This is a genomic window from Solibacillus sp. FSL R5-0691, assembly GCF_037974225.1.
Taxonomy (GTDB): Bacteria; Bacillota; Bacilli; order Bacillales_A; family Planococcaceae; genus Solibacillus.
On sequence record NZ_CP150231.1, the window covers coordinates 1,209,039 to 1,230,466 of the forward strand.

At 40.0% G+C, this 21,428-nt stretch carries 26 protein-coding genes; all 26 read left to right on the forward strand.

Annotated features, from left to right (window positions below):
* Positions 1 to 102 precede the first annotated feature (102 nt).
* The 26 genes from MKY51_RS05870 (at position 103) to MKY51_RS05995 (ending at position 21,246) form a co-directional block, all read left to right on the forward strand.
* Positions 103 to 1,116 carry an NAD(P)H-dependent glycerol-3-phosphate dehydrogenase gene (locus tag MKY51_RS05870; protein ID WP_339175852.1) on the forward strand — a complete coding sequence of 338 codons (1,014 nt, stop codon included), beginning with the start codon at positions 103 to 105 and terminating at the stop codon, positions 1,114 to 1,116.
* 144 nt (positions 1,117 to 1,260) lie between these two features.
* On the forward strand, positions 1,261 to 1,530 hold the full coding sequence (locus tag MKY51_RS05875; protein WP_339175853.1) for a DUF2768 domain-containing protein: 270 nt from the start codon (positions 1,261 to 1,263) through the stop codon (positions 1,528 to 1,530).
* Positions 1,531 to 1,550: 20 nt separating this feature from the next.
* Positions 1,551 to 2,273: a hypothetical protein gene (locus MKY51_RS05880; RefSeq protein ID WP_339175855.1), complete on the forward strand. Its 723-nt coding sequence runs from the start codon at positions 1,551 to 1,553 to the stop codon at positions 2,271 to 2,273.
* A gap of 97 nt (positions 2,274 to 2,370) precedes the next feature.
* Positions 2,371 to 3,885, forward strand: coding sequence for a stage IV sporulation protein A (gene spoIVA, locus MKY51_RS05885; protein WP_339175856.1), 1,515 nt, complete (start codon positions 2,371 to 2,373; stop codon positions 3,883 to 3,885).
* 199 nt (positions 3,886 to 4,084) lie between these two features.
* Positions 4,085 to 4,357: an HU family DNA-binding protein gene (locus tag MKY51_RS05890; protein ID WP_004232618.1), complete on the forward strand. Its 273-nt coding sequence runs from the start codon at positions 4,085 to 4,087 to the stop codon at positions 4,355 to 4,357.
* Between the two features lie 351 nt (positions 4,358 to 4,708).
* A complete protein-coding gene (gene folE / locus MKY51_RS05895) occupies positions 4,709 to 5,278 on the forward strand; it encodes a GTP cyclohydrolase I FolE (RefSeq protein WP_339175857.1) in 570 nt (189 codons plus the stop codon).
* A gap of 55 nt (positions 5,279 to 5,333) precedes the next feature.
* Complete coding sequence (gene mtrB, locus MKY51_RS05900) at positions 5,334 to 5,549, forward strand: trp RNA-binding attenuation protein MtrB (RefSeq protein WP_339175858.1); 216 nt, start codon at positions 5,334 to 5,336, stop codon at positions 5,547 to 5,549.
* Positions 5,550 to 5,618: 69 nt separating this feature from the next.
* On the forward strand, positions 5,619 to 6,359 hold the full coding sequence (locus tag MKY51_RS05905) for a heptaprenyl diphosphate synthase component 1 (RefSeq protein ID WP_339175860.1): 741 nt from the start codon (positions 5,619 to 5,621) through the stop codon (positions 6,357 to 6,359).
* 26 nt (positions 6,360 to 6,385) lie between these two features.
* A complete protein-coding gene (locus MKY51_RS05910) occupies positions 6,386 to 7,087 on the forward strand; it encodes a demethylmenaquinone methyltransferase (RefSeq protein ID WP_339175862.1) in 702 nt (233 codons plus the stop codon).
* 22 nt (positions 7,088 to 7,109) lie between these two features.
* Positions 7,110 to 8,084 (forward strand): heptaprenyl diphosphate synthase component II, encoded by a 975-nt coding sequence (gene hepT / locus MKY51_RS05915; protein WP_339175863.1) that lies wholly within the window; start codon positions 7,110 to 7,112, stop codon positions 8,082 to 8,084.
* Positions 8,085 to 8,198: 114 nt separating this feature from the next.
* Positions 8,199 to 8,618, forward strand: coding sequence for a nucleoside-diphosphate kinase (gene ndk / locus MKY51_RS05920; RefSeq protein WP_339175864.1), 420 nt, complete (start codon positions 8,199 to 8,201; stop codon positions 8,616 to 8,618).
* A 163-nt stretch (positions 8,619 to 8,781) separates the two neighbouring features.
* Entirely contained in the window at positions 8,782 to 9,009 is a 228-nt protein-coding gene (locus tag MKY51_RS05925) for a hypothetical protein (protein WP_339175866.1), read from the forward strand.
* Positions 9,010 to 9,025: 16 nt separating this feature from the next.
* Positions 9,026 to 9,265 (forward strand): hypothetical protein, encoded by a 240-nt coding sequence (locus MKY51_RS05930; protein WP_339175867.1) that lies wholly within the window; start codon positions 9,026 to 9,028, stop codon positions 9,263 to 9,265.
* Positions 9,266 to 9,345: 80 nt separating this feature from the next.
* On the forward strand, positions 9,346 to 10,116 hold the full coding sequence (locus MKY51_RS05935; protein WP_339175868.1) for a protein-glutamate O-methyltransferase CheR: 771 nt from the start codon (positions 9,346 to 9,348) through the stop codon (positions 10,114 to 10,116).
* A gap of 266 nt (positions 10,117 to 10,382) precedes the next feature.
* Positions 10,383 to 11,564: a chorismate synthase gene (gene aroC / locus MKY51_RS05940; RefSeq protein WP_339175869.1), complete on the forward strand. Its 1,182-nt coding sequence runs from the start codon at positions 10,383 to 10,385 to the stop codon at positions 11,562 to 11,564.
* Position 11,565: 1 nt separating this feature from the next.
* The gene (aroB, locus tag MKY51_RS05945; RefSeq protein WP_339175871.1) at positions 11,566 to 12,651 is read left to right on the forward strand and encodes a 3-dehydroquinate synthase; all 1,086 of its coding nucleotides are present in this window, start codon (positions 11,566 to 11,568) and stop codon (positions 12,649 to 12,651) included.
* A 2-nt stretch (positions 12,652 to 12,653) separates the two neighbouring features.
* Complete coding sequence (gene aroH / locus MKY51_RS05950) at positions 12,654 to 13,016, forward strand: chorismate mutase (protein ID WP_339175872.1); 363 nt, start codon at positions 12,654 to 12,656, stop codon at positions 13,014 to 13,016.
* Positions 13,017 to 13,041: 25 nt separating this feature from the next.
* Positions 13,042 to 14,142, forward strand: a complete 1,101-nt coding sequence (hisC, locus tag MKY51_RS05955; protein ID WP_339175873.1) for a histidinol-phosphate transaminase — start codon at positions 13,042 to 13,044, stop codon at positions 14,140 to 14,142.
* Positions 14,139 to 15,236 (forward strand): prephenate dehydrogenase, encoded by a 1,098-nt coding sequence (locus tag MKY51_RS05960; RefSeq protein WP_339175875.1) that lies wholly within the window; start codon positions 14,139 to 14,141, stop codon positions 15,234 to 15,236. Before hisC ends, MKY51_RS05960 begins: the two co-directional genes overlap by 4 nt.
* A 35-nt stretch (positions 15,237 to 15,271) precedes the next feature.
* The gene (gene aroA / locus MKY51_RS05965; RefSeq protein WP_339175876.1) at positions 15,272 to 16,558 is read left to right on the forward strand and encodes a 3-phosphoshikimate 1-carboxyvinyltransferase; all 1,287 of its coding nucleotides are present in this window, start codon (positions 15,272 to 15,274) and stop codon (positions 16,556 to 16,558) included.
* 152 nt (positions 16,559 to 16,710) lie between these two features.
* Entirely contained in the window at positions 16,711 to 17,955 is a 1,245-nt protein-coding gene (locus MKY51_RS05970; RefSeq protein ID WP_339175878.1) for a tetratricopeptide repeat protein, read from the forward strand.
* Between the two features lie 15 nt (positions 17,956 to 17,970).
* Positions 17,971 to 18,519 carry a ReoY family proteolytic degradation factor gene (locus tag MKY51_RS05975; RefSeq protein WP_339175879.1) on the forward strand — a complete coding sequence of 183 codons (549 nt, stop codon included), beginning with the start codon at positions 17,971 to 17,973 and terminating at the stop codon, positions 18,517 to 18,519.
* A gap of 70 nt (positions 18,520 to 18,589) precedes the next feature.
* Positions 18,590 to 19,033 (forward strand): YpiF family protein, encoded by a 444-nt coding sequence (locus MKY51_RS05980; protein ID WP_339175881.1) that lies wholly within the window; start codon positions 18,590 to 18,592, stop codon positions 19,031 to 19,033.
* Positions 19,034 to 19,208: 175 nt separating this feature from the next.
* Entirely contained in the window at positions 19,209 to 19,715 is a 507-nt protein-coding gene (locus MKY51_RS05985) for a ubiquinol-cytochrome c reductase iron-sulfur subunit (protein ID WP_339175883.1), read from the forward strand.
* Between the two features lie 22 nt (positions 19,716 to 19,737).
* Positions 19,738 to 20,412 carry a cytochrome b6 gene (locus MKY51_RS05990; RefSeq protein ID WP_339175884.1) on the forward strand — a complete coding sequence of 225 codons (675 nt, stop codon included), beginning with the start codon at positions 19,738 to 19,740 and terminating at the stop codon, positions 20,410 to 20,412.
* A 39-nt stretch (positions 20,413 to 20,451) separates the two neighbouring features.
* Entirely contained in the window at positions 20,452 to 21,246 is a 795-nt protein-coding gene (locus tag MKY51_RS05995) for a c-type cytochrome (RefSeq protein WP_339175885.1), read from the forward strand.
* The last annotated feature ends 182 nt before the right edge of the window (positions 21,247 to 21,428 follow it).

Here is a 21,428-nt window from a genome sequence, read left to right on the forward strand (position 1 = left end):
GGGCGCTAGTTTATGCAAATGAACTAGCGTTTTTGTTCATAATAGGGTTTGACTTGAAGGATTAATTTTCAACAGACTTTAAGTGGAATTGGGGGTTTTTTAATGGAAAATGTAGTAGTTTTAGGAGCAGGTTCCTGGGGAACGGCACTGGCCATCGTTTTAGCGGAAAACGGTCATAATACGCTCGTTTGGTCGCATCGCGAAGATCAGGCAGCTGAAATTAATGAACAGCATACAAATAAAAAATATTTGCCGAATACGGTTTTGCCGAGTAATTTAAAGGCGACTTCAAATCTGGAAGAGGCTGCAAAACATGGTTCTACTATTGTGATGGCAGTACCGACAAAAGGAATCCGGGAAGTTTGCGGCAAAATTTCGGACTATATAACGGAGAAAGCGTTATTTGTCCATGTTTCGAAAGGAATTGAACCGGATACATTATTGCGTATTTCCGAACTGATGAAGGAAAGCCTTGCTGACAATGCGGTAAGTGATATCGTTGTGTTATCAGGTCCTTCCCACGCAGAGGAAGTCGTTTTAAAACATCCGACAACTGTAACGGCTGCTTGTGAAAATTTAGAGGCTGCAGAAAAAGTGCAGGATCTATTTATGAATCAATATTTGCGTGTCTACACAAATGATGATGTAATAGGCGTGGAAATTGGCGGTGCGCTGAAAAATGTCATTGCGCTTGCTGCAGGGCTGACGGATGGTCTGAACTTTGGCGATAACGCGAAAGCGGCCTTAATTACACGCGGTTTAGCCGAAATTACGCGTCTCGGTGTAAAAATGGGCGGCAACCCGTTTACGTTTGCCGGTCTGACAGGTATGGGCGACTTGATCGTTACATGTACAAGTGTCCATTCCCGAAACTGGCGCGCGGGCAATATGCTCGGCAAAGGAATGAAGCTTGAGCAAGTATTGGATGAGATGGGAATGGTAGTGGAAGGTGTACGTACAACAAAGGCTACATACCAGCTCTCAAAAAAATACGATGTTTCGATGCCGATAACATCAGCATTGTATGATGTGCTGTTTAATCATATGGAACCGAAAGCATTGGTTGAATCCTTAATGCTGCGCACGAAAAAAAGCGAAATTGATGAGATGAGCTGAACTAGTATATTTTGCATGATTTCCAATTAATTTAATAATTTGTCACAAAACAGGAGGGATACTAGTATGCCTCCTGTTTTTTTTTACCTGAAAAGGCTATAATTATTAGCGGTAACAACAATAAATAGAAAGGCGGTTTTAATAGTGCAACTTACTTTGCAGCTCATGAATCCACTATCAAATTTACTTTTAAATTCTGCACGTGGCCCATTAGCGAGCATGCATGCATTAGATGTTATGTGGGTTTCTTTTTATTCGATTGGTTTACTATTAATCTCAATTCTCATTATTACAGCAGTCCGTAAGTGGGTACATAATATGTTTTTGTCAATTTTATTGAAATTAGTAGCATATGTCATGTTTTTTATCGGCACATTATTAATGGTTCTTGTCGTACTTACATGGCCGAACTAATATAGGGGGAAATACATAATATGAAATCATCAAAATGGTTTGTTCTTTTGTCACTGGTCATTTTAGTGCTGACAGGCTGTGGCTCACCGACAAATTTTGACCAGTCCAGCTTAAGGCCTGATGTCGATATGCTTGCAGGTGTACAGCGTGCGGTCAATGAATATCGTGAAGATACGGGAGTCCTTCCGATTAAGACACGTGACCAGGATACAGACATCTTCATTAAATACTTAATTGATTTTGAAAAGCTTATCCCGAAATATATCGGCTCACCGCCGGCAAACTCCTATGAGAAGGGCGGTATATTCCAATATATTATTTGGGATCCGGAAGAAAACCCTACTGTAAAGCTCGTCGATTTGCGAACACCTGAGCGAATTCGCGAAATAAATATCCGCTTTAAAGGGACAACTTATCCGCAATTCAAAGATAAAATAGTTGAGCATGTTTACACGGTAAACTTCGAGAATATTGGCTATAAAGAAGATGTTACTGTACAAAGTCCTTATTCGAACAATCAACTGCCGATTGTCGTATCTGCTGAAGGGGATTTGTATGTCGATTATTCGATTGATTTATATACGTACATGAAAGACAACAATATTACAGCGGAACCGGGTGAGGATATCCGAGAGATTTTAGTGGAAAACTTCCCGGTTGTTCCTGCATACTCACTGCCATATACGGTAGATGAAAATAATGAGCCTGTCATTATGTATGATCCGACGAAAAAAGAAAATTAAACAAACAAGGTGTGCAAAAAAGTTAAATCTTTCTGCACACCTTTTTCATATTTAAAAATCTCGGTACATATAGTGTTTTGATAATGAATACTTCTAATTGGAGAAGATTACGGTATATAAAGGAGGCAATACAATTAGCGAGCATATTTTTCAGCAATTGGCAGAACGTACGAATGGTGATCTTTATATCGGCGTTGTAGGACCTGTTAGGGTAGGGAAATCCACGTTTGTTAAGAAGGTAATGGAAGGCGTGATTTTACCTAATATCGAAAATGCCGAGGACCGTATGCGGGCGATGGATGAACTTCCTCAAAGCTCACCTGGGCCTACTATCATGACGGCTGAACCAAAGTTTGTCCCAGCACAGGGAACTACGGTTGCCTTTGGGGAAAGTGCAATACCGTTTCGTGTTAGATTAGTAGATTGTGTAGGTTATGTGATTGATGGAGCAAAAGGCTATGAGGATGAGTCAGGACCGAAGTTTGTGCAAACACCGTGGCATAATGAAGCGATAGCGTTTCAGGAGGCTGCAAAAATCGGTACCGATAAAGTAATTCGGGACCATGCCAATATCGGAATTGTTGTGACAACAGACGGAACAGTAAATGGGATGTCGCGAGCAGCAGTTGAAAAGGCGGAACAGCAAATTATCGATCAGCTTACAGAGATCGGAAAGCCGTTTGTCATTGTACTGAATAGTACGACACCGCATTCAGCTGAAACAATGCATTTACAAAATGCTCTTACACAGAAATATGATGTTCCTGTAATTCCGACAGCGATTCAGCATATGCAGTTGAACGATGTCATGCTCATTTTGCAAGAAGCGTTATTTGAATTTAATGTAAATGAAATTCAAGTGGAAAAACCGGAATGGTTGGATGTTTTAGATGATACTCACCATTTAAATGAAACATTGGCATTTGCGACGGCGCAATTACAAGATGATTCAATGAAAATCCGTGACGTGGAAGCGGCGAGTCAACTGCTTCGCGAAATCGATTTTGTCGAAAGTTGCACCGTTGAAAATATTGATGCGGGACAGGGGATTGCAACATTACGTGTCAACATTCACAACGATTACTATAAGGAAACGTGTACCGAGTTTCTTGAAAAACCAATCGATACAAAGAAAGAGTGGCTCCTCTTTATTAAGGAAGCTTCAGAGGCAAAAGCGGCACAGCGTAGATTCCGCGATGCGATTGAACAGGCGAAGGAACACGGATATGGTGTCACATTGCCTGCGATGGATGAATTTGATCCGAGCGAGCCGGAGCTGATCGAACAAAATAATTTCTATGGTGTGCGTATGAAGGCGAAAGCTCCTTCTTACCACATTATCCGAATTGATATGGAAGCGGAATTCTCGCCACTGATCGGATCCGAATTTCACAGTCAGCACTTGCTGAAAGACTTGCAGCATGCTTATGAATTTGACCGCCAGGCATTATGGCAAACGCAATTATTTGGAACACCGCTTCACGAAGTACTTACGGAAAGTATCCGTTTCAAAATGAAGAGTGTTCCGACACATGCGAAAAACAGAATGCGCCTCATGCTGGAAAGATTAATTAATGAAGGCGAAAGAGGTTTAATCACATTTATTATTTAACATACTAACAGAATAGGAAGTACCTACGATTACAGGGCCGTTCACTTTTATAGGTGAATTGTCCTGTAATTTTAGTTTTTTTTCAAAAAATGACGAAATATATACAAAACATGGAGGAATTCAGTTGCGTAGCGGTTTTCTGTATGTTAATCTTTTTACAGGATTTAGATTCATGACCCTTTGAGAGGAGGTGAATGGTGTGAATAAAACAGAATTAGTAAACTCTGTTGCTGAAGCTGCAGGTCTTTCTAAAAAAGACGCTTCTAAAGCAGTTGAAGCTGTATTTGATACAATTCAAGATGCTCTTGCAAAGGGTGACAAAGTACAATTAATCGGTTTTGGTAACTTTGAAGTTCGTGAGCGTGCAGCACGTAAAGGTCGTAACCCACAAACGGGTAAGGAAATCGAAATTGCTGCTTCTAAAGTACCTGCTTTCAAGCCAGGTAAAGCACTTAAGGACGCTGTAAAATAATTCAGTTTCTCGAGGTACATAGAGCAGCTCTCAGTCTAACTGAGAGCTGCTCTTTTTTACGTCTTCGGCTTAAGCGTCAGCTCCTCACACTATCAGGAAGTGGCGTTTTGCCCAATCGTAGCTGAACGGGCACTTTGGCGCTTTTGTTCATTTCAGTTGTTTTTACCTGACTATGCTAAAAATAGTATAACTGTTTTGAACTTATGAGCTTTATGTGCTACGATTCAAGAGTGCATTTAACCTTTTTTGCTAACCTATAATTGGTTAGCGGGAAATTTAATATAGATAAAAATTAATTAGATATAGATTTATACATAATAAACGTTTTGGTTTGTAGGAGGAATTTGTTTCATGTCGAATGTCGATTTAAAAAAGATAGAAGAAGCAGTAAAAATGATTTTGGAAGCAGTTGGGGAAGATGTGACGCGTGAAGGATTACTGGATACACCAAAACGTGTTTCAAAAATGTATGCGGAGATGTTCAGCGGCTTACAGGAAGATCCGCGTGATTATTTCAGTACGGTATTCCATGAAGATCATGAGGAACTAGTTTTAGTGAAAGATATTCCATTTTATTCAATGTGTGAACATCACTTAGTTCCATTTTACGGAACAGCCCATATCGCCTACATACCTAAAGACGGAAAAGTTGCCGGCTTAAGTAAACTCGGACGCTGCCTCGAATCAGTAGCGCGCCGCCCTCAGCTTCAGGAACGCATTACATCAACTGTAGCGGATACAATTATGGAAATGCTCAATCCTAAAGGAGTATATGTTGTTGTGGAAGCGGAACATATGTGTATGACAATGCGCGGATTGAAAAAACCGGGTTCTAAAACCGTGACAGCTGTTGCACGCGGCATTTATGAACAGGATGATATAAAGCGCAATGAAGTGAATACATTCATCCAAATGAAATAATAATAACAGTTATGGTATTATAGACAAAGAAATTAACACGTGGGGAGATTGTATAATGGGACAATCAGAGTATATTATTATCGAAGCAGAAGAAGATGGTGTACATGTTATTGGTTTAACACGCGGGACAGATACAAAATTTCACCATTCAGAAAAACTGGATGCGGGAGAAGTTATGATCGCCCAGTTTACTGAACATACATCTGCCATGAAAATCCGGGGGAAAGCTAAAATTCACTCTGCACATGGTGTCGTACAAAGTAAAAAGTAACATCTCGTAATTCTCATATAAATATTAAAATGTACGTAAGCTTTATCACATTGAAATGGAGTAATTTCTATGAATGCAACATCTATTACACAATCGGTTCAGAAGTTAAAATCTAATATTCTACAGCATGTTCATCATAGAGCATTACTTCAAAATGTTGGACAACCGACTCTACAGGAAGAACAGCTGTTTTTCATTCAGCTTCCTTTTTTAAATGGCGCTCCTATGACCGATGAACATCAGATCAGTGCGGTCACAGTGGGAATTGTCCATGCTTCACTGACAGAGCACGAAAAAGTGAAGGAAGTGGAAGCAACGAGTAAAGAACAGCAATTGCTTGTCCTTTCCGGTGATTATTATAGTGGTCGGTATTATCAGTTACTTGCACAAACGGGCAATATTTTTTTGATTCATAAGTTATCGGAAGGAATCGTAAAGCGTTGTGAACATCAGATCCGCATTTACGAGGAACAAAAACGGTCACTTGAACAGTGGATTGAAAGTTTAATGACGATTGAAAGTGAACTGATTGCACAATATTATGATGTATACGGTTTCACAGCCTATACAGGGCTGATGCAGCAAACGTTAACCTATATTCGTTTGAAAAAAGAGCTCGATTTATTGAGCAAGGGGGAGCCGAGCTTTTTAAATAAGGCATTTTCAGCGGATTTGACTATGATGGATTCTATAATTGAAGCCTTCTGGGATCATTTATATGACATGGAGCGACAATTGAGAGAAAACTTGAGGAATATCGATTTAACGGATGAATTAAAACATTCCATTGAGCAATACATCACTTTTTAGTGAATTTAGAAAGGTCTTGAATAATAATGGCGAAATCGAAAGAACAACATGTTCATGAAGTGTTTGAAAGCATTTCAGAGAGCTACGATAAAATGAACTCGGTCATTAGTTTCCAAATGCATGTTGGATGGCGTGAAGATACGATGAAACGTATGGCAGTAAAAAAAGGTTCCAAATGCCTTGATGTATGCTGCGGTACAGCTGATTGGACAATCGCACTATCGAAAGCTGTCGGTGATGAAGGGGACGTAAAAGGGCTTGATTTCAGTGAAAATATGCTGAAAGTCGGCAAGCAGAAAACCGAGAATATCCCGAATATCGAACTGATTCACGGAAATGCAATGGAACTACCATTTGAAGATAATACATTTGATTATGTAACAATTGGCTTTGGCTTACGAAATGTACCGGATTATATGCAAGTATTGCGTGAAATGAATCGGGTCGTTAAACCAGGAGGAATGGTTGTATGTCTGGAAACTTCCCAATCAGAAATTCCGGTATATCGCCAGCTTTTCCGTTTTTACTTTAATCATATTATGCCGCTGTTCGGAAAGATTTTTGCGAAAAGTTATAAAGAGTATTCATGGCTGCAAAAGTCCGCGAATGATTTTCCCGGCATGAAAAAATTAGCGCAAATGTTCCGGGAAGCCGGTTATGAGAATGTCACATATAAACCATATAGCGGTGGGGCAGCAGCTATGCACATGGGTTTTAAGAAGAAATAAAAGTGGGAGTAGGTTTTGACGCGTGGAAAAGATGAAAATCAAAATGCTATATGCCGATATTAAATCAGATATAGAAGTCATCGAAAACGAATTGGAACAAGCGTTGAATTCATCTTCACACTTATTGAATGATGCCTCAGTTCATTTACTACAAGCCGGCGGGAAACGTATTCGACCAGTATTTACGTTACTAAGTGCCAAGTTTGGTGACTATAATATTGACCGAATGAAAAACATTGCTGTCCCATTGGAGCTTATTCATATGGGTTCATTGGTGCATGATGATGTAATTGACAATTCGGATATGCGCCGTGGCCGGGAAACGGTGAAAGCCCAGTGGAACAACCGTGTGGCAATGTACACAGGTAATTTTATATTTGCACGTGCATTACAATATGTTACAAGCATAGAAAATCCGAGAGCCCATCAAATATTAGCGAAAACAATGGTTGAGCTGGTAAATGGTGAAGTCATTCAAATTGAGGATAAGTTTCGTTTAGATCAAAGTTTGAAAGATTACTTCCGACGTATTAAACGTAAAACAGCTTTACTGATTGAATCAAGTTGTGAACTTGGAGCGGTCGTAAGCGGTGCCGATGAAAAAACAGCTCGGCATTTAAAGCGCTACGGTTACTTTGTAGGAATGAGCTTTCAAATAGTAGATGATATATTAGATTTTACAGCGACAGACAAACAGCTCGGCAAACCGGCTGGCAGTGATTTACTGAACGGGAATGTTACATTGCCGATATTGTTGATGAAAGACGATCCGCAGCTTGCCCCTTATTTGTCGAAAGTGGCATCAGAAGGATTAACGGAAGAAGAGCGCCAAAGTATGCTGGCACTAGTTCGGAATTCGGAAGCAATAAAAGAAGCAACCCATATTAGTAATTTGTATTTAAAAAAGGCTTTAAAAGAGGTCGAGGCATTGCCGAAACACCCGATGAAGAAAAAATTGCGTGATATTGCGCTGTTCATGGGGAAGAGAAAGTCTTAAAATAATCTAGCCAATTTATGGTCAAATCTAATATTTGTTGCAGTATGAGTAGGATTTTGGTAATATTTATCGGTAGGTGTAAAACCTTTTACTCAAATTTAAGGAGTGTTTATAATGGCAATCGAAAAAACATTTTTAATGGTTAAACCAGATGGCGTTGAACGTCAAGTAATCGGAGATATCGTTGACCGTTTTGAGCGTCGCGGTTTCGTAATGCGCGGAGCAAAATTAATGGTACCAACTCGTGAATTAGCTGAAAAACACTATGCAGAGCACGCTGAGCGTCCTTTCTTCGGTGAATTAGTAGACTTCATCACTTCAGGCCCAGTATTCGGTATGGTTTGGGAAGGCGAAAACGTTATCCAATTATCTCGTATCATGATGGGTGCTACAAAACCAGAAGAATCAGCTCCTGGTACAATCCGCGGTGACTACGCTGTAACTTTATCACACAACGTAATCCACGGTTCTGACTCTTTAGCTTCTGCTGAGCGTGAAATCGGTTTATGGTTCCCAGAAGGAATCGCTGAATAATTAAACATACAGAAAAGCTATCACTTTTAAGTGGTAGCTTTTTTTATATGGAACAGGAAAAACCGGGACTATTAATGGTATAATAAATCGGAATAATGAAACTATTTATGGAATACATACGTATAAAAAGTATCGATTTAAATTAGTAGAAAGGGTGACATCCATGTTCTGGGTAATGATTACAATAGTCGCTGTAGTAGGGATTTTGACAGATACGTACACGAAAAATAAAAATATTGAACTAAAGCGCCTTGATAAAGAAATCAAGCTGGAAAAACTAAGACTCGAAACTTATGATAAAGAAACAGCGAAGATGCAGCTTGAATTGGAGCAGACGAAGCAATTACTGCTTGAATCACAGCTAACAGACCGACCTGACAAAGTAAAATAATAATTAGAGGAGCGTAATGAAGCGTATGGAAGATATTATTATTTTGTGCATTATTTTTGGTTCGGGTGCTACGATTGCATTAACCGCAATACTGACATCACACAAACGATCGAGTATGAAGCTGCAAATCAAAATGTTGGAGAAAGAGGCCGAGCTGGAACAGATTCGCTTACAGAGCTATCATTCCGAGACGGAAAAGATGAGGCTTGAACTAGAACAATCGAAACAACTTTTGCTGGAAAGACACATTGATTAATGTTTATGGACAAAATCTGTTTCGGGTTCTGAAGTTTTCGGCTATAATAGGCATACGTTAGATGAGGGGAAAGATGAATAATGTCAGATTATGTCCAATTTATTGATGGCATTAAGCGCAAAACGGGCATTGATTTAGCTCTATATAAAGAAGCGCAGATGAAACGTCGGTTAACATCATTATATGAGAAAAAGGGATATCGGAACTTCGTAGATTTTTATAGTGCATTGGAGAAAGACCGCGAACTGATGAACGAATTTTTAGATCGCATGACGATTAACGTTTCGGAGTTTTACCGCAACGGAAAACGGTGGGAAGTTTTGCAAAATAAAATTTTCCCTTTATTGCTCCAAACTAATAAACGTCCGAAAATATGGAGTGCGGCTTGTTCGACTGGAGAAGAGCCATACAGCTTGGCAATGGTATTGTCCCATCATTTACCTTTATCTCAAGTAAATATCCTGGCAACAGATTTGGATGAAAATGTTATCCAAAAAGCAAAATTGGGTCTTTACCCGGAACGCTCACTTGCAGAAGTACCAAAACCGGTTCAGTCAAAGTATTTCATTCAAGAAGGCCAGTTTTACAAAGTTAAAGATGAAATTAAGCGCACGGTTAATTTTAAAAAACATAATTTACTAAAGGACCCTTATGAGTCGAATTTTGATCTGATTGTTTGCCGGAATGTCATGATCTATTTTACAGAAGAAGCGAAAGATCAGATCTATGCAAATTTCAGTAAAGCATTGCGACCAGGTGGCATTTTGTTTGTAGGGTCAACTGAGCAGATATTTAATCCTGCAAAATATGACTTTGAAGTAGAAGATACATTTTTTTACCGTAAAAAATAATAGTACAATTTATAGATGCTCTGTAGAACGTAGAAGCTTTAGTTGAGATATACTTTAAAAAGCTATATATGAATGCGCTTTTCGGATAATAGAGCGAAAAGCGTATTTTTGTTTCTTTTCGCTAACAAATGTGTCGTTTTCTAGTTGGAACGTTCAGAATATTCTAAAATAGATTATCGGCTGGCGGAAACAGTACTGTTATTTAATTTGAAATATGTTATAGTGAAAAATACATACTTTAGCGAGTTGAAGGGAGAAAGTGTTTAATGCGTTATTTAACAGCAGGTGAGTCACACGGACCACAATTAACAACAATTATTGAGGGGTTACCTTCTTTACTTCCGGTAACAGCAGAAAAAATTAATTATGATTTAAAACGTCGTCAAGGTGGTCATGGTCGTGGTCGTCGCATGCAGATTGAGACTGATACAGTGGAAATTGTATCGGGAGTCCGTCACGGAAAAACATTAGGCTCACCAGTCGCATTAGTCGTTACAAATGATGACTGGAAGCATTGGACGAAAATTATGGGTGCGGCAGAATTGCCGGAAGATATCGATCCATCTGAAATTAAACGCCAAATCTCACGTCCACGTCCAGGTCATGCGGACTTGGTCGGAGGGATGAAATACGGTCACCGCGATTTGCGTAACGTACTGGAGCGTTCAAGTGCACGTGAAACGACAGTACGTGTGGCAGTTGGCTCTGTCGCAAAAGCATTGTTGAACGAGCTTGGAATTTCCATTGTTTCACATGTTACGGAAATTGTAGGGATTAAAGCAGACAGCAGCTTGCTGGAAGGTAAATCCGCAGACGAAATCCGTACAATCATTGAAAACGACCCATGTTACTGTATCGATCCTGAAGCTTCAGCAAAAATGGTGACAGCCATTGATGAAGCAAAACAGGCAGGGGACTCAATCGGCGGTGTCGTAGAAGTCATTGTAGAAGGTTTACCGGCGGGAATCGGCTCTTATGTGCATTACGACCGCAAATTGGATGCAAAACTGGCATCTGCAATGTTAAGCATCAATGCATTTAAAGGCGTTGAGTTTGGTATCGGGTTTGAAATGGCACGTAAAAAAGGTTCGGAAGTACATGACGAAATTTTATGGGATGACGAAAAGGGCTATACACGCGCAACAAATCGTTTAGGCGGTTTGGAAGGCGGTATGACGACAGGGATGCCGATTGTCGTACGAGGCGTGATGAAGCCAATCCCAACATTATATAAGCCGTTGCAAAGTGTTGACATTGAAACGAAAGAGCCTTTTAAAGCAAGTGTGGAGCGTTCTGACAGCTGTGCAGTACCTGCAGCATCCATCGTTGCAGAACATGTTATTGCCTGGGAAATCGCAAACGCTATCGTTGAGCAGTTCCATAGTGACCAATTACCACAATTAAAGGCGCAGTTGGATGAAATGCGTCAGTACACGAAGGAGTATTAATATGGAGATTCCGGTTCGCACTCCTTCGCACTCGTACGCTGTAACGATTGGGAATGGGATATTACGTGATGCATTGACAGCACAGCATGATTTGCTTACTAAAGCAGATAAAATCATTGTATTGACAGATGAAAATGTTTGGGCAGCACAGCAAAGCTATTTTGAAGGGAATTTCCCGTACACGTTTGAAGTACATGTTATGCCGGCAGGGGAAACATGTAAAAGCTTTGAAAATTATAATGATGTGCAAACATATTTACTTCAGCAAAAGTGTACAAGAAAATCGCTTATTATCGCATTTGGCGGTGGTGCAGTCGGCGATTTGGCCGGGTTTGTTGCTGCAACATATATGCGGGGCATTCCGTTCATCCAAGTGCCGACAACAATTTTGGCACATGATTCAGCTGTTGGGGGAAAGACGGCCATCAATCACGAACTAGGGAAAAATATGATCGGTGCATTTTACCAGCCGGAAGCCGTTATTTTCGATACCGTATTTTTACATAGTCTTTCCGAAAAAGAAGTACGCTCAGGGATGGCGGAAGTTATTAAGCATGCGTTGATTTCCGATGCACAATGGGTGGAAGAGCTACTTGAGGGAGATCATGTAACGGAACTTCCGGAAGAACTGTTGGCAAATTATTTGGCACATGGCATTCAAGTAAAAGCGACCATTGTCGAGCAGGATGAAACCGAACAGTCCGTCAGAAAGTATCTTAATCTAGGGCATACATACGGGCATGCGATTGAAGCAGCAGCAGGCTATGGACGTGTAGCGCATGGTGAAGCTGTGATGATTGGCCTTATTTATGCACTTCTATTGAGCGAAGAATACGGTAAAGTTAATCACCAATTTACGAAACGCTTTTTACATTTTGCAATGGAAAACGGCTATCCGTTTGAAGCTGTTCATGAATTTACATTCGATCAGCTGATTGAATATTTACTGAAAGATAAAAAAGCCGACTATGGACAACTGCAGTTCGTGCTGCTTGAAACGATCGGACAACCATTTGTCCAAAAGGTTGAACTTGAACAATGCCGAGAAATTGATCGTCAACTAAGAGCATTATTAGCGGAGGTGTAGCAATGATTCGTGGAATTCGCGGTGCAATTACGATTGCTGAAGATAAAGCCGAATATGTATGGGGAGAAACGGCAAGATTAGTAAAAGAAGTTGCGAAACAAAATAATATTGAACCGGAAGATATTGCCTCTGTGACAATTTCTACAACGCCGGATATTCATTCGGCTTTTCCTGCCAAGTCGGTACGTTCGATGCCGGGGTGGCAGTATGTACCGATTATGTGCATGCATGAAATGGATGTGCCTGGTGCATTGCCATTATGTATTCGTGTATTATTACATGTGAATACGGAAACGCCACAGGACAAAATCCAACATATATACTTAGAAGATGCGGTAAAATTAAGACCAGATTTAGTGAAATAATTGCGAGTTAGAGGAGACGTTAAGGATGAAATGGAAACAACAGTTATTTGGAATGAAAGCTTACAAACCGGGAAAACCAATAGAAGAGGTTAAGAAGCTTTTCGGTTTGGATGAAGTCGTAAAGCTCGCTTCAAATGAAAATCCTTTTGGCAGCTCACCAAAAGTAAAACAATTTTTACAAAAAGATGAATCCAATCATGCAATATATCCGGACGGTTATGCTCAAAACTTACGAACATCATTGGCGAATTTCTATGGTATTGATGAAAATGAAATCATTTTAGGAAATGGTTCGGATGATTTAATCGCAATCATTACCCGTGCATTACTATATCCAGGTGTGAACACCGTCATGGCAGATTTATCATTTTCTCAATACTGGCATAATGCAGAGATTGAAGGTGCAGAAATCCGTAAAGTACCATTGAAAAATGGTGTCCATGATTTAGAAGCAATGCTGGAGGCAATTGATGAAAATACATCGGTTGTATGGGTATGTAATCCGAACAATCCGACAGGTACTATCGTATCGGATGAAGCATTGAGTGCTTTCTTGGCTAAAGTGCCAAAGGATGTTTTCATTGTATTGGACGAAGCTTATGTGGAATACATAAACGATGCCTCTTATAAAGATACATTGCATTATTTCCGTGACTATCCGAATTTAATTTTATTGCGTACATTCTCAAAAGCGTATGGACTGGCTTCTTTCCGCGTTGGTTACGGAATTGCCCAAGTAGATGTTATTGCGAAGCTTGACCCTGTGCGTGCACCGTTCAACAATACAATCCTAAGCCAGCGAGTAGCGCAAATCGCACTACAGGACCAGGAATACATTGCCAGCTGTCGTGAAGCAAATGAAATTGGCAAAAAGCAGTTTGTAGAATTTTGCGAGCAGCACGGTTTAAATTATTTCCCATCCCAAACGAACTTTGTCATGTTTGAAGTGAAAGCTCCAAGTAATGTTGTATTTGAAGAAATGATGAAGCGCGGATTTATTATCCGAAGCGGCGCAGCATTAGGATTGGAAGGCTACATTCGTGTGACAATCGGTACAGAAGCTCAAAATGCGAGATTTTTACAGTTGCTTGAAGAAGTCTTAAATGAACAAGGAGTACTTGCATGACACGAAATGTCTTCGTAATCGGACTAGGGTTAATTGGTGGATCTGTAGCGATGGCTTTGCAGAAGGCACCACAAACAAAAGTGTTCGGCTATGATGCTCATGAACAAACACGACAATTAGCGGACACTTTACAGGTCGTTCATGAAGTTGTTAAAAATCCTGCTGAATTTGCAAAAGAAGCGGATGTAATTATATTTGGTACACCGGTAAATGTGACACTCGACTTTATGGAACAGCTGAAGTCGTGGGAATTGAAGCGCAATGTCATTATTACAGATACAGGCAGTACGAAAGCGAAAATTATGGAAAAAGCAGTAGAGCTGCGGCAACTGGGTATTACATTTATCGGCGGGCATCCAATGGCGGGTTCCCATAAAAGCGGTATTACAGCAGCAAAACCCTATTTACTGGAAAATGCCTATTATATGCTGACACCCCATGAAGGGGAAGAGCTTGAAAAACTTGCTGCACTGGATGATCTGCTGAAATTTACACTCGGGAAGATGGTCGTTGTCGATGCGAAGGTACATGATCATATGACAGCTGTTGTCAGCCATTTCCCGCATATTATCGCGGCATCTTTAGTACATCAGCTTAATAGTGAAAAACAGACATATCCAATGACCTCTTCATTAGCTGCAGGCGGTTTCCGTGATATTACACGTATTGCTTCATCAAATCCTGCTTTATGGCGTGATATTACAATGCAAAATAAGCAGGAATTGGTCGGACAGCTTGATAATTGGCTTAACGAAATGCAGCGTGTGCGTGATCTATTGGCTGAAGGTGATGCGAAAGCGATCGAGAACTACTTCAGTGAAGCGCGTGATGTCCGGGACAGTTTACCGGTTGCGAACGGTGCCTTGTATATACCGTACGATCTTTATGTCGATATCCCGGATTATCCAGGGGTCATTTCAGAAGTCACAGGCTTATTGGCTGAAAATAATATAAGTATTACAAATATACGTATCGTAGAAACACGTGTTGATGTATTCGGGATTCTGGTCATCAGTTTCCAGACAAATGAAGACCGGGAACGTGCGGCACAATGTATTGAACACAAGGCGAAGTACGATACATATATTTCATAATGGCAAAAGGGATCTTCTAAAAAGGGGGGGCATAAATGAGTAAAACATTGCATTACAATCAACCGTCATTACAGGGAGATATTACGGTACCGGGTGACAAATCGGTATCACACCGCTCTGTTATGTTCGGCTCCATTGCAAAAGGAAAAACGACGGTCAGCGGCTTCTTATTAGGTGAAGACTGCCTTCGTACAATCGACTGCTTCCAAAAGCTTGGGGTAGACATTGAGGTTGACGGGACAGACGTAACGATAGACAGTCCGGGAATAGATGGGTGGACTGAACCGAAAGAAGTCCTTTATACAGGAAACTCAGGTACGACAACACGTTTAATGTTAGGGCTGTTATCCGGCACAAAATTACATACAATCATGACAGGTGACGCATCGATCGGTAAGCGTCCTATGCGTCGTGTGGCAGATCCATTACGTTTAATGGGTGCGCAAATTGCCGGACGAGAAAATGGACAATATACGCCACTCGCAATCCAAGGTGGCTCGTTAAAAGCGATCGACTACAAAATGCCTGTTGCCAGTGCCCAGGTGAAATCAGCTATTCTGCTTGCCGGTATACGTGCTGAAGGTACAACGGTTGTCCGTGAGGAAGAAATTTCACGTGATCATACAGAACGTATGCTGCGCCAGTTCGGGGCAACGGTAACAGTTGAAGATGGGGTCGTGTCATTGCAAGGCGGTCAAACCCTGACTGGAACACATGTAAATGTACCCGGGGATATTTCATCGGCTGCATTTTTCCTAGTTGCCGGTGCTATTGCGAAAAACAGCAAAATTATTCTGAATAACGTGGGGGTCAATGAAACACGTGACGGCATTTTAGAAGTACTTCAAAACATGGGTGCGAAAATGGCCATCACAATCGATGACGAGAACGCGGCAGAACCAACCGCTACGATTACGATTGAAACTTCCGATCTAAAAGGAACAACAGTGGAGGGCGCGATTATTCCCCGCCTAATCGATGAAATTCCGATTATTGCACTGCTTGCGACACAAGCTGCCGGTAAAACAATCATTAAAGATGCAGAAGAGCTAAAAGTAAAAGAAACAAACCGTATTGATGCGGTTGTAAATGAGTTAAAGAAACTAGGCGCAAATATTGAAGCGACAGAAGACGGCATGGTCATTGAAGGCCCGACTCCTTTACATGGTGGAAGCTTGAAAACATATGGTGATCACCGTATTGGAATGATGGGTGCGATCGCAGCGCTAGTTGCGGATGGGGAAGTTGAACTTGACGATGCGGATTGTATCGCCGTTTCCTACCCGACTTTTTTTGAACATGTTAATAGTATAATAAAATAATGATTTACGGAGATGTAAAAAGAACTTCCTTTTTGCATCTCCTTTTTACTTTGTTCAAATGAATTTTAAAAACATCCGAATTCTTTTTCTTGTGATGCATTGCTTCGTCATGTAGCATAATATTGAGAACAAAAGAAAAAGGTGAAATACACATGGAACTATTACTACAAGCGATTCAAGAAGGAAATTTAGAGGAGATTAACCGACTTCTTGAATCTTTTTTAATGGATGCTGAACCCGCAGCACAATATGAAGTAGCCGAAGCACTTATGCATTACGGATTTTTAAATGAAGCAGACCGTGTATTTGAGCATCTTCAATTTTTATTTCCTGAAGAAGCGCAAATTTCAATCGACCGTGCAAGTGTTTTAATTGAACTTGGCGAAGAGGATAATGCCCTCGATTTATTGATGGGGATTGCCGATGACGCGCCGGAATACCCTCAAGCGCTGTTAGTATTGGCCGACTATTATCAAATGCAGGGGTTATTTGAAGTGGCGGAACAACGGATTAATGATGCGTTGCAAATTTTACCTCATGAACCTTTACTTCAATTTGCCAAAGCAGAATTATTATTTGAAACAGGTCGTTTTACAGAAGCTGTTCGAATTTATGAAGAGCTGTATGCGATCGATAAAAAGTTTGCTGGTATAATTTTAGCCCAGCGTCTTGCAGAAGTTTACCGTGCTGGTGCAGGTTATGAAACGGCTCTGGATTATTATATGGAAGCACTTGAAGAAGAAGTTACAGCAGACTTGCTGTTTGGTTCGGCTTATGCAGCGTTCCAGACGGAAAAATATGAACTAGCTATAAAACAGCTGGAAGATTTAAAAGAGTTGGACCCTGATTATTTCTCGGCTTATTTACTGCTGGCTGAAAGTTATGCAATGCTCGAGGATAATGAACGTGCCTTAAAAGTTATTAAAGAAGGTCTTAAACGAGACGAATACGATAAATCCCTCTATTTATTTGCGGGGAAAATGGCGATTAAAAATGGCAAACAGCAGGAAGCGATAGAGTTTTTAAGTGAGGCCATTGCATTGGACCCTGAATATATGGAAGCGATTTTAGTATTGATGTCTGTTTACAATACCGAACAACGCTATGAAGAAATTATTTCACTATATGAACAATTGCATCAAAATGAATTCGAATGGGTCGCTTTATATCCATTTGTAGCCAATGCTTATAATGAAGAAGAACTGTTCGAAAAAGCATACGAAATTTACAAAGAGGCATATAATGAATTTAACGATGATGTTGAGTTTTTAGAGAAATATTTTGTGTTTTTAGTTGAGGACGGCAAGCGTGATGAAGCAAAGAAAATTGCCGAGCGACTTGTCCAATTACAGCCTTCTGAACAGCAATGGACTGATTTATTAGAACGCTTTGAGTAAAGGGAGGATTGCATGTTGACATATTCCGTACCACTGAATGACAAAAAGTTGTTTATCAGGTGGTTTTTGAAAAATTTCCAGTTAAAAAGACGTGAAGGTGTATGGATTTTAAATTACTTACTAAGTAATGACGATTTGCTGAAAAATGTTCATTTCGTTGATGAAGCACATTATTGCCCGCGTTCCATAGTAATGTCGACAATTGAAACAACAAGTATCCCATTCCGTTTTTATAAAGAAAATATTATGACATCCGATGCCGAAAAAGCATTTCATGATTTACGAATCAATGCCCACGAAGCAATTTATTTTCAGCTGAATTTCCCGAGCGTACCGCCTGATCCTCTGTATTTGGCGGTACTGGAGGAAAATCCTTACGTACCGGCTGATATCTTCATCAGTGAAAAAGACCGTCTAGCAGCCGAGCGTTTGCTGGAGAATAGTGTACTAGAATTCCAGGAACAGCAACTGCTAAAAGAAATTGATGAAGCACTGGATAGTGGAGATAAAGAACGTTTTTTCGAGTTATCTAATTTATTGCAAGCATTAAAGCATACGAAGTAATTTTATACTTTATTAAAAAAATTACTTCTTTCCTATTTTCAGAAGTTTAAAGGTACTAGGAGGAAAGAATATGAACTTTATAGTAAAAGATGTAGAACAGTTCCAGGCTCAGAAGCAATTTATAGATACGGCAATTGTCCCGCTCGTGCAATTGGATTTTTCGGATCAAGGAATGAAGCAGAGCAGTTCTGCTTCAGAATATTTAATGACGTTGACGAATTTTATAGAACAGCAGTTTAAAGGACGTCTTTTATTATTGCCCCCCTTTTCATATACAATGGGAACCAAGTCAGATAAAATGCCGGCAGCAATGGAAAAAGAATTGAAGGAAGCAGGTTTTAAAGCAGTGGTCTTTATTACCTGTGACCATTCTTGGACTGAATTTAAAGAATATTTAAATATTATTTGGCTTCCGGCTATCCCACTTGAGTCTATGGACCAGGGTGTTAAACAGAGAATATTGGAAGATCAGCTAAAACAAGTCATCCCGACTTTTACGAAAATTTGGGTTTAACGAGCATTTTTGTGCTACATTTGTTTCATTAAATGTTCACAAACTACACTTTTGGAAATGAATGCTATATTGACCAACTTATTCAGTTGATATATCATAGATATGTCCTAGTTATTTACTATTTTTAAAAGTATATGTCCGTTGGACTGACCTTTTAGTAAGAGGGGGGAAAAGGATGAGTAGGAATCGAGTTACAAGACGTCAATTTTTAACTTATACAATTACTGGTGTAGGTGGATTTATGGCGGCAGGAATGTTAATGCCAATGGTACGTTTTGCTATTGACCCAATTCTTCAGTCAAAAGAAGATGGTGATTTTGTACAAACAAGCAAAAAAATTGCCGAAATTACAGAAGTTCCGGTAAAAGTGGACTTTTCGTATGAACAGACGGATGGCTGGTACAAATCAGAAGTAGCAGATGCTGCCTGGGTTTACAAAGAAGGCGACGAAATCATCGCAATGTCACCTGTATGTAAGCATTTAGGGTGTACTGTAAACTGGGAAAGTGATCCAAATCACCCGAATCAATTCTTCTGTGCATGTCATGGAGGGCGTTATGAAAAAAATGGTGTAAACGTAAAAGGAACACCGCCTCTTGGACCATTGGATATGTATGAAGTGTCAGAAAATGATGGTTTCTTAATGCTTGGGAAAAAAATCGCTAACACACACAGTAACTAAATAAGTTAGGGGGTACGACACAGTGCTAAATAAAATTTATGATTGGGTCGATGAACGTTTAGATATTACTCCTATTTGGCGTGATATTGCCGACCATGAAGTGCCAGAGCACGTTAACCCTGCCCATCACTTTTCAGCATTCGTTTACTGTTTCGGAGGATTAACATTCTTTATTACAGTAATTCAAATTCTATCAGGTATGTTCTTAACGATGTATTATGTACCAGATGTAGAGAATGCTTGGAAATCAGTTTACTATTTACAAAACGAAGTAGCATTCGGTGAAATCGTTCGTGGTATGCACCATTGGGGGGCATCTTTAGTAATTGTCATGATGTTCTTACATACACTTCGTGTATTCTTCACAGGTTCATATAAAAAACCGCGTGAATTAAACTGGTTAGTTGGTGTAGGTATCTTTGCCATTATGTTAGGTTTAGGTTTCACAGGTTATTTATTGCCATGGGATATGAAAGCGTTATTCGCTACTAAAGTAGGTATCGAGATTGCTGCATCTGTTCCGTTTTTAGGTGAAACAATAAAAGTATTATTAGCTGGGGATTCTACGATTATCGGGGCGCAAACTTTAACTCGTTTCTTTGCCATTCATGTATTCTTCTTACCAGCAGCATTATTTGCATTATTGGCAGTTCACTTTATTATGATCCGCCGCCAAGGTATTTCAGGACCTCTATGATCCGAAACTAATTGTACTATTTTTTAAGGAGGGGACACTATGCAACGCGGAAAAGGTATGAAGTTCGTAGGTGATTCACGTGTTAAAGCGAATAACCGTATGCCGAACGTGCCAAAAGATTATTCCGAGTATCCGGGGAAAACAGAAGCTTTCTGGCCTGACTTCTTATTAAAAGAATGGATGGTAGGTGCAGTTTTCTTAATCGGTTATTTATTATTAACTGTCGCACATCCTTCACCACTTGAAGGTCCGGCAGATCCAACCAATGCATCGTATATACCGTTACCGGACTGGTACTTCCTATCAATGTACCAGCTATTAAAATACTCTTATGCATCTGGTCCATATAACGTCATTGGCGCAATGGTTATTCCAGGTATTGCATTTGGTTCATTAGCATTGGTACCGTTTTTAGATAGAACACCTGAACGTCGACCATTTAAACGACCATTACCGACAGCATTTATGTTGTTGGCAGTAGCAGCACTTATTTATACAACATGGGAATCTGTTCAGGCTACTAACTGGGAAGCAGTTCATGCACAAGGTGAAATTACAGATAAACATTTAGGCTTACTTCCGGATGTTGAAGTAGATGAAACGTCCGAAGGCTATGAAATCTATCAGGCTCAAGCTTCATGTATTGGCTGTCATGGTGGAGACTTGGCTGGGGTATCCGGACCAATGCTGCTTGGCAATGAATTATCAGCCGAAGAAGTTCAGGAAGTAATTAAGAACGGACGAGGCGGTATGCCAGCTGGAGCATTTACAGGTACAGAGGAAGAACTTGAAGTTTTAGCTGAATTTATCGCAGGATTAAAAGAAGCTGAATAATAATTTTTAAACTGGAGAGTCAGAATATTGACTCTCTTTTTAATTTTCATTTAGTTGTAGGATGCATAATATACATTGTATGCTTGCGTAACGATTAAGAACATATATAATAAAAGACGTACAATAGTTGGTTTAGTTGCACACAATACATAATACGGATTAAAGAAGAATGTAGAAGAAAA

What these genes read in the sequence shown, in the direction of transcription:
- aroH (WP_339175872.1), top strand. Translation starts at nt 12,654, where the DNA reads ATGATTCGTGGAATTCGCGGTGCAATTACGATTGCTGAAGATAAAGCC.
- MKY51_RS05925 (WP_339175866.1), top strand. Translation starts at nt 8,782, where the DNA reads ATGTTCTGGGTAATGATTACAATAGTCGCTGTAGTAGGGATTTTGACA.
- aroA (WP_339175876.1), top strand. Translation starts at nt 15,272, where the DNA reads ATGAGTAAAACATTGCATTACAATCAACCGTCATTACAGGGAGATATT.
- MKY51_RS05995 (WP_339175885.1), top strand. Translation starts at nt 20,452, where the DNA reads ATGCAACGCGGAAAAGGTATGAAGTTCGTAGGTGATTCACGTGTTAAA.
- MKY51_RS05880 (WP_339175855.1), top strand. Translation starts at nt 1,551, where the DNA reads ATGAAATCATCAAAATGGTTTGTTCTTTTGTCACTGGTCATTTTAGTG.
- MKY51_RS05930 (WP_339175867.1), top strand. Translation starts at nt 9,026, where the DNA reads ATGAAGCGTATGGAAGATATTATTATTTTGTGCATTATTTTTGGTTCG.
- MKY51_RS05935 (WP_339175868.1), top strand. Translation starts at nt 9,346, where the DNA reads ATGTCAGATTATGTCCAATTTATTGATGGCATTAAGCGCAAAACGGGC.
- mtrB (WP_339175858.1), top strand. Translation starts at nt 5,334, where the DNA reads ATGGGACAATCAGAGTATATTATTATCGAAGCAGAAGAAGATGGTGTA.
- folE (WP_339175857.1), top strand. Translation starts at nt 4,709, where the DNA reads ATGTCGAATGTCGATTTAAAAAAGATAGAAGAAGCAGTAAAAATGATT.
- MKY51_RS05870 (WP_339175852.1), top strand. Translation starts at nt 103, where the DNA reads ATGGAAAATGTAGTAGTTTTAGGAGCAGGTTCCTGGGGAACGGCACTG.
- ndk (WP_339175864.1), top strand. Translation starts at nt 8,199, where the DNA reads ATGGCAATCGAAAAAACATTTTTAATGGTTAAACCAGATGGCGTTGAA.
- aroB (WP_339175871.1), top strand. Translation starts at nt 11,566, where the DNA reads ATGGAGATTCCGGTTCGCACTCCTTCGCACTCGTACGCTGTAACGATT.
- MKY51_RS05970 (WP_339175878.1), top strand. Translation starts at nt 16,711, where the DNA reads ATGGAACTATTACTACAAGCGATTCAAGAAGGAAATTTAGAGGAGATT.
- MKY51_RS05985 (WP_339175883.1), top strand. Translation starts at nt 19,209, where the DNA reads ATGAGTAGGAATCGAGTTACAAGACGTCAATTTTTAACTTATACAATT.
- aroC (WP_339175869.1), top strand. Translation starts at nt 10,383, where the DNA reads ATGCGTTATTTAACAGCAGGTGAGTCACACGGACCACAATTAACAACA.
- MKY51_RS05905 (WP_339175860.1), top strand. Translation starts at nt 5,619, where the DNA reads ATGAATGCAACATCTATTACACAATCGGTTCAGAAGTTAAAATCTAAT.
- MKY51_RS05960 (WP_339175875.1), top strand. Translation starts at nt 14,139, where the DNA reads ATGACACGAAATGTCTTCGTAATCGGACTAGGGTTAATTGGTGGATCT.
- hisC (WP_339175873.1), top strand. Translation starts at nt 13,042, where the DNA reads ATGAAATGGAAACAACAGTTATTTGGAATGAAAGCTTACAAACCGGGA.
- MKY51_RS05980 (WP_339175881.1), top strand. Translation starts at nt 18,590, where the DNA reads ATGAACTTTATAGTAAAAGATGTAGAACAGTTCCAGGCTCAGAAGCAA.
- MKY51_RS05910 (WP_339175862.1), top strand. Translation starts at nt 6,386, where the DNA reads ATGGCGAAATCGAAAGAACAACATGTTCATGAAGTGTTTGAAAGCATT.